The 7,211-nt window shown below is 73.2% G+C and carries 8 protein-coding genes; 6 read left to right on the forward strand and 2 right to left on the reverse strand.

What is annotated here, in order from left to right; all coding sequences use genetic code 11:
• Window positions 1-149: 149 nt before the first annotated feature.
• The 5 genes from aroH (at window position 150) to der (ending at window position 4,613) form a co-directional block, all read left to right on the forward strand.
• Window positions 150-512 carry a chorismate mutase gene (aroH, locus tag ACLU3S_RS21270; protein ID WP_413953501.1) on the forward strand — a complete coding sequence of 121 codons (363 nt, stop codon included), beginning with the start codon at window positions 150-152 and terminating at the stop codon, window positions 510-512.
• A complete protein-coding gene (locus ACLU3S_RS21275; RefSeq protein ID WP_413953502.1) occupies window positions 509-1,594 on the forward strand; it encodes a prephenate dehydrogenase in 1,086 nt (361 codons plus the stop codon). Before aroH ends, ACLU3S_RS21275 begins: the two co-directional genes overlap by 4 nt.
• 117 nt (window positions 1,595-1,711) lie before the next feature.
• A complete protein-coding gene (cmk, locus tag ACLU3S_RS21280; protein WP_413953503.1) occupies window positions 1,712-2,404 on the forward strand; it encodes a (d)CMP kinase in 693 nt (230 codons plus the stop codon).
• A complete protein-coding gene (locus ACLU3S_RS21285; RefSeq protein WP_413953504.1) occupies window positions 2,401-3,069 on the forward strand; it encodes a lysophospholipid acyltransferase family protein in 669 nt (222 codons plus the stop codon). Before cmk ends, ACLU3S_RS21285 begins: the two co-directional genes overlap by 4 nt.
• 62 nt (window positions 3,070-3,131) lie before the next feature.
• Entirely contained in the window at window positions 3,132-4,613 is a 1,482-nt protein-coding gene (der, locus tag ACLU3S_RS21290; protein ID WP_413953505.1) for a ribosome biogenesis GTPase Der, read from the forward strand.
• Between the two features lie 64 nt (window positions 4,614-4,677).
• On the opposite strand, the gene ACLU3S_RS21295 is transcribed toward der, so the two are convergent.
• Together ACLU3S_RS21295 and ACLU3S_RS21300 are read right to left on the reverse strand one after the other, a co-directional pair.
• Window positions 4,678-5,076 carry a hypothetical protein gene (locus tag ACLU3S_RS21295; RefSeq protein ID WP_413953506.1) on the reverse strand — a complete coding sequence of 133 codons (399 nt, stop codon included), beginning with the start codon at window positions 5,074-5,076 and terminating at the stop codon, window positions 4,678-4,680.
• A gap of 88 nt (window positions 5,077-5,164) precedes the next feature.
• Window positions 5,165-5,953 (reverse strand): hypothetical protein, encoded by a 789-nt coding sequence (locus ACLU3S_RS21300; RefSeq protein ID WP_413953507.1) that lies wholly within the window; start codon window positions 5,951-5,953, stop codon window positions 5,165-5,167.
• Window positions 5,954-6,493: 540 nt separating this feature from the next.
• On the opposite strand from ACLU3S_RS21300, the gene ACLU3S_RS21305 reads away from it, so the two are divergent.
• The gene (locus ACLU3S_RS21305) at window positions 6,494-7,144 is read left to right on the forward strand and encodes a transglycosylase family protein (RefSeq protein ID WP_413953508.1); all 651 of its coding nucleotides are present in this window, start codon (window positions 6,494-6,496) and stop codon (window positions 7,142-7,144) included.
• Window positions 7,145-7,211: the final 67 nt, after the last annotated feature.

Below are 7,211 nucleotides of genomic sequence, written 5' to 3' on the forward strand. Positions count from 1 at the left end.
ATCATAAACCGCCCGGCCTTCGCAACCCGGACGCAAGCGTCACCGGGTCGGCCCCGTCTCAGCGATCGGGCGCCGTGCTCCCGCCCCCGCCCGGCTGACTACGCTGGACGGGCCATCAACAGACGCACACGTCAGTGAGGAGCAGCGCCGTGGCGGTACGAGCGGTCCGGGGAGCCGTCCAACTGGAGCGGGACGAGGCCGGGCACATGGAGGAGCAGGTCGGAACGCTGCTCACCGCCATCCTGGATCGGAACGGGCTGACCGCCGACGACCTCATCAGCATCTGGTTCACGGCCACCCCCGACCTGCACAGCGACTTCCCGGCGGCCGCGGCCCGCAAGCTCGGCATCGTCGACGTCCCCCTCATCTGCGCCCAGGAGCTGGACATCGAGGGCGCCATGCCCCGGGTGGTACGGGTCCTCGCACACATCGAGTCCGACCGGTCCCGCGCCGACATCGCCCACGTCTACCTCGGCGCCGCGGCCGCCCTGCGCAAGGACATCGCCCAGTGAGAACCGCACTCGTCATCGGCACCGGCCTCATCGGCACCTCCGCCGCCCTGGCCCTGGCGCAGCGCGGCGTCGTCGTCCACCTCGCCGACCACGACCCCGCGCAGGCCCGTACCGCCGCCGCGCTCGGCGCCGGCACCGAAGAGGCCCCCGAGGGCCCGGTCGACCTGGCGATCGTCGCCGCCCCGCCCGCCCATGTGGCCGCGGTCCTCGCCGACGCCATGCGCCGCGGCCTGGCCCGCGGCTACCTGGACGTGGCCAGCGTCAAGGGCGGCCCGCGCCGCGAACTGGAGGCGCTCGGCCTGGACCTGACGGCGTACCTCGGCACGCACCCCATGTCCGGCCGGGAGAAGTCCGGCCCGCTGGCCGCGACCGCCGACCTCTTCGAGGGCCGCCCCTGGGTGCTCACCCCCACCCGGGACACCGACACCGAGGTGCTCAACCTCGCACTCGAGCTTGTCTCGCACTGCCGGGCCGTACCGGTCGTCATGGACGCCGACGCCCACGACCGCGCCGTCGCCCTCGTCTCCCACATGCCCCACCTGGTGTCCAGCATGGTCGCCGCCCGCCTGGAGCACGCCGAGGAGGCCGCCGTACGGCTGTGCGGGCAGGGCATCCGGGACGTGACCCGGATCGCCGCCTCCGACCCGCGCATGTGGATCGACATCCTGTCCGCGAACCCGGGCCCGGTCGCCGACCTGCTCTCCGACGTCGCCGCCGACCTGGACGAGACCGTGCGGGCCCTGCGCGCCCTGCAGTCCTCCGACGAGGACAAGCGCCGCGAGGGCAGCACCGGTATCGAGGACATGCTGCGCCGCGGGAACGCGGGCCAGGTGCGGGTACCCGGCAAGCACGGCAGCGCGCCGCGCGTGTACGAGACCGTCGTCGTGCTCATCGACGACCAGCCCGGCCAGCTCGCCCGCATCTTCGCGGACGCCGGACGGGCCGGGGTCAACATCGAGGACGTCCGCATCGAGCACGCGACGGGCCGCCAGGCCGGTCTCGTGCAGCTCATGGTCGAGCCGAAGGCGTCGGCGGCGCTGAGGGAGGCGCTGCGGGAGCGCGGCTGGGCGCTGCGCCAGTAGGGCGGCCGGTACCGACGGCGCGCATGCGTCCGGACGAGTGACCAGCACCCAGTAACCTTGTGCGGGGCGCACTCGCTCCCCGCACCCCGCCCACACCGCACCAGGAAGGTGTCCCCCGTGGAAAACGGCGCCCCGACCGCCAAGCCCGTGATCGTCGCCATCGACGGTCCCTCCGGCACGGGCAAGTCGAGCACGTCGAAGGCCGTGGCCGCGCAGCTCGGTCTGAGCTACCTGGACACCGGCGCCCAGTACCGGGCGATCACCTGGTGGATGGTGACCAACGGCATCGACCTGGAGGACCCGACCGCCATCGCGGCCGTCGCCGGCAAGCCGGTGATCGTCTCCGGCACCGACCCGGACAAGCCCACCATCACGGTCGACGGTGTGGACGTGGCGGGCCCGATCCGCACCCAGGAGGTCACCTCCAAGGTCAGCGCCGTCAGCGCGGTGCCCGAGGTGCGCGCCCGGATCACCGAGCTGCAGCGCTCGATTGCCGCGGCGGCGGTGCGCGGCATCGTGGTCGAGGGCCGGGACATCGGCACGACCGTCCTCCCGGACGCCGACCTGAAGATCTTCCTCACCGCCTCCCCGGAGGCCCGCGCCGCCCGCCGCAGCGGCGAGCTGAAGGGCGCCGACCTGCGCGCCACCCGCGAGGCGCTGATCAAGCGGGACGCCGCCGACTCCAGCCGCAAGACCTCGCCGCTCGCCAAGGCCGACGACGCGGTCGAGGTGGACACCACCGATCTCACCCTCGCCCAGGTCGTCGAGTGCGTCGTCACCCTGGTCGAGGAGAAGCGGGCCGGGAAGTGAGCCGACCCCCGGTCCCCTCGGAGCGGGGCGCCGAGGTCGGTCGGCGCATCGGCGTCGGCCTGATGTACGGCCTGTGGCAGCCGCGCGTGATCGGCGCCTGGAAGGTGCCGGCCACCGGTCCGGTGATCTTCGCGGTCAACCACTCCCACAACATCGACGGCCCGATGGTCATGGGCGTGGCGCCCCGGCCGACGCACTTCCTGATCAAGAAGGAGGCGTTCGTCGGCCCGCTGGACCCCTTCCTGACCGGCATCGGACAGCTGAAGGTGGACCGCACCGCCGCCGACCGCACCGCGATCACCCAGGCCCTCGGGGTGCTGGAGGCCGGGGGAGTGCTGGGCATCTTCCCGGAGGGCACCCGGGGAGAGGGCGACTTCGCCTCGCTGCGCGCCGGGCTCGCCTACTTCGCGGTGCGCAGCGGGGCGCCGATCGTGCCCGTCGCCGTACTGGGAAGCTCCGGGCGGCGCGGGCGGTTGATCAAGGCGCTGCCCCCGCTGCGCTCCCGGATCGACGTCGTCTTCGGCGACCCCTTCGAGGCGGGCGACGGGTCGGGGCGGCGTACCCGCGCGGCGCTGGACGCGGCGACCGAGCGCATCCAGAAGCAGCTCACCGGCCACCTGGAAAACGCCAGGCGCCTGACCGGGCGACCGGCGACACTTGAGTAGTGGATCAGCCCGACCGGGCCTGCTCCACCGATCACCACGATGAACGACGAGGTACGGACTTCATGAACGACCACATCCAGCCCGACGGCTCGGCCGAGCACGAGCACGAGCACGGGGCGCTCGGCGACGCCGAGTACGCGGAGTTCATGGAGCTCGCCGCCGAAGAGGGCTTCGACATCGAGGACGTCGAGGGCGCCATCGAGGCGGCGGGCCACGGCCCGCTGCCGGTGCTCGCCGTCGTCGGCCGCCCGAACGTCGGCAAGTCGACCCTGGTGAACCGGATCATCGGCCGTCGCGAGGCGGTCGTGGAGGACCGGCCGGGCGTCACCCGCGACCGCGTGACCTACGAGGCCGAGTGGGCGGGCCGCCGCTTCAAGGTCGTCGACACCGGCGGCTGGGAGCAGGACGTCCTCGGCATCGACGCCTCGGTGGCCGCCCAGGCCGAGTACGCGATCGAGGCGGCCGACGCGGTCGTCTTCGTCGTGGACGCCAAGGTCGGCGCCACCGACACCGACGAGGCGGTGGTCCGGCTGCTGCGCAAGGCCGGCAAGCCGGTCGTGCTGTGCGCCAACAAGGTCGACGGCCCGAGCGGCGAGGCCGACGCCGCCTATCTGTGGAACCTCGGCCTCGGCGAGCCGCACCCGGTCTCGGCCCTGCACGGCCGCGGCACCGGCGACATGCTCGACGCCGTCCTGGAGGTCCTGCCGAACGCGCCGGAGCAGTCCTTCGGCACCGCGATCGGCGGCCCGCGCCGCGTCGCGCTCATCGGCCGCCCGAACGTCGGCAAGTCCTCGCTGCTGAACAAGGTGGCCGGCGAGGAGCGCGTCGTCGTCAACGAGATGGCCGGCACCACCCGCGACCCGGTCGACGAGATGATCGAACTGGGCGGCAGGACCTGGAAGTTCGTGGACACCGCCGGCATCCGCAAGCGCGTCCACCTCCAGCAGGGCGCCGACTACTACGCCTCCCTGCGCACGGCCGCCGCCGTGGAGAAGGCCGAGGTCGCCGTCGTCCTGATCGACGCCTCCGAGAACATCTCCGTGCAGGACCAGCGGATCGTCACCATGGCCGTCGAAGCGGGGCGCGCCCTGGTCATCGCCTACAACAAGTGGGACACCCTCGACGAGGAGCGCCGCTACTACCTGGAGCGGGAGATCGAGACCGAGCTGGGCCAGGTCGCCTGGGCGCCCCGGGTCAACGTCTCGGCACGCACCGGCCGGCACATGGAGAAGCTGGTCCCCGCCATCGAGACCGCCCTCGCCGGCTGGGAGACCCGCGTCCCCACCGGCCGGCTGAACGCCTTCCTCGGCGAACTGGTCTCGGCCCACCCGCACCCGGTCCGCGGCGGCAAGCAGCCGCGCATCCTGTTCGGCACCCAGGCCGGCACCAAGCCCCCGCGGTTCGTGCTCTTCGCCTCCGGCTTCATCGAGGCCGGCTACCGGCGCTTCATCGAGCGCCGCCTGCGCGAGGAGTTCGGCTTCGAGGGCACCCCGATCCACATCTCGGTGCGGGTGCGCGAGAAGCGCGGCGCGAAGAAGAAGTAGCGGCGGTACGACGCGAAGGGCGGCTCCCTGGAGGACCAGGGAGCCGCCCTTCGCCGTGCGGGTGTCACGCGCCCCGGCGCGGCCCCGGCGGCAGCGCCGCCGGCACATGGTGCATCCCGGCGTCCTGGTGCGGCCGCCCCAGTGTGCCCACCCGCTGCCACTGCGACTGCTGCCGCGCGCTGTACGCGCCCGCGCTGTAGGCGCTGTACGAGCTGCTGAACGACCCCGCCCGGTGGCCGCCGTACGCCCCCGGCCGGTCCGGCAGCGGGCCGAAGGGGCTGAACCTCAGCTCCTCCTCGCCGCTGCGGTCGCCCGGCAGCGTGCGGAAGGTCCTGACCCACTCCGCGTAGAGCGTGTCGTAGATCGGCGTGGCCGAGACCCCACCGCACCCTTCCTGCGCCGTCCGCGCGGACGGGATGGAGGAGAACGATGACCGGTGGGACGGAGCGTCGTATGCGTGCACGTATGTCCAAACGACCGGAGCCCGGAAGGGATGCGGTCGTACAACTCCCCGCGGTGCGGGGCCGCGTCGCTCCCGCACCGCACGACGGTCAGGTACCGGCGAGCGGCAGCGCCGCCGCGACCAGCTTGCCGTTCGCCGCCGCCTTGTCGAGCGACTCGCGCAGCAGGTCCTCGCGCGGCTGGCGCCCGATCGAACCCACCGGCGCGGCGAACATGAGTGCCTGCTGGTGCTTGTTGGCCGCGGCCCGCCAGCTGTCGGTGACCTGGAGCGGCTGGTGCGCCTGCCACCAGGCCACAGGACCGCCGCCCGGGCCCGGCTGGAGGACCGCGTGCAGCTGGCCCATCGCCAGCAGGACCGACCAGCCGTGCAGCACCGGCGGCACGGCCGCCAGCTCGGTCACCGGCATGAAGCCCTGCTCGATGAGCAGCGGCAGGAAGTCGTCGCCGGCCCCGAAGGTGCCCGGGCGCACGATGGGCGAGGTCGGCTCGACGACGAGCGCGGGGTGCAACTCGCCCTCGATCAGGACGAGTCCGCTGGTCACGCCGAGCACCGCCTGCTCGGGCACGGTCCCCTGCGGCTCGCCGCCGGCGACCTGGGCGCCGACGCCGCCGATGGAGCGGACGGCGCCCTGGAGCTGTTCCTCGGTGACCTGGACGACCTGCGAGGGCAGGCAGCCGGCGTGGGCGAAGGCGAGGACGGCGGTCTCCTCGCCGACGAACAGGACGGTGCTGGTGCGCTCGTGCTCGGAGTCGCCCGGGGTGCGACAGGACGTGCAGTCGTAACTGCCCGGGGCGTTCTCTCCGGCGAGCAGCCGGTCGGCTTCTTCGTCGCCGATCTCGGCGCGTACGGCGTCACTGACGTCGAGCATGCGCGGCACGGGTGGCTCCCTCGGGATGCGGTGCTGGGTCGGCCGGGTGGCTCCCGGCCGCTGAGCCCCGGGGTTCCGGGCTCATGAAGAAGACAACGGGCGTCCTGTGGTGGTGGTCACGCCCGGCCGGGTCACGGTTCGAACCGGCCGCTGCGCAGCGTCACCTTCGGTGCGGAACCCGCCACTCATCGTCAACTCATCGTGGAGTCAAGGAACTTGTACGGGTGAAGTGGGTCACACGGCGCCTCGGTGGGTGGTCGACAAATCAGGAAATCAGCGTATGTAGTGGGTGGCCGAAAATCGCCGTTCCCGCCGGTAACGGGCAACTGGCCTGGAACGACGAGGAGTTGGTTGATATCGGCCGCTCGTCCTCCTTACATTCCTCCGCCGTGTGCAACGAGCACCGCTCGGGTACGTCCGCCGGCCGGCACCAGGCACTGCACGGCGTGGCACCGGTCGAGGCGGACGGGGCGGGCGCGAGGAACCGCGGTCAAGCGCGGGGACGCGCGCTCCGCCCGGGGGAGCCCGGGTTCGTGGAGAGGGATTCACATGTCCGAATGTGCCCATACCGGCCGCAGCGCCGCCCGTGACGACAGCGCCCGCAAGGGCCGCACGACGGCCGCTCTGGCCTCAGCCGCCCTGCTGGCCCCGCTGGGGCTGCTGGCCGCCGCCGGCAGCGCCGCCGCGGCGGACAACGGAGTGTGGGACCGCATCGCCCAGTGCGAGAGCGGCGGCAACTGGCACATCAACACCGGCAACGGCTATTACGGCGGGCTCCAGTTCTCCGCCTCCACCTGGCGGGCCTACGGCGGCTCCGCCTACGCCCCGACGGCCGACCGGGCTTCCAGGAGCGCGCAGATCGCGGTCGCCACCCGGGTCCAGCGGGCCCAGGGCTGGGGCGCCTGGCCGGTCTGCTCGGCCCGCGCCGGCGCCTACGGGGCCGCTCCCGCGGCCGCCTCGGGCATGGCCGCGAAGGAGGGCGCGACGACGAAGTCCGCCCCCGCGAAGGCGCCGCGACGCCCGGCGAGCCACACCAACCGCGGCGCGTCCCGCGGCACCTACACCGTGCGCGAGGGCGACACGCTCTCCGCCATCGCCGCCCGGCACGGGACCACCTGGCAGCGGCTCTACGCCGCCAACAGGTCCGTCGTCGGCGCCGACCCGGACCTGATCGTCCCCGGCCAGCGCCTCGCCCTCTGAGCCGAGCCAAGGCCCACCCGAGACAGCCGTCGCCCCGCTGGGGGCGGCGGCTGTCCGCATGCGTCCG

The sequence above is a fragment of the Streptomyces sp. AF1A genome, from assembly GCF_047340315.1.
Taxonomy (GTDB): domain Bacteria; phylum Actinomycetota; class Actinomycetes; order Streptomycetales; family Streptomycetaceae; genus Streptomyces.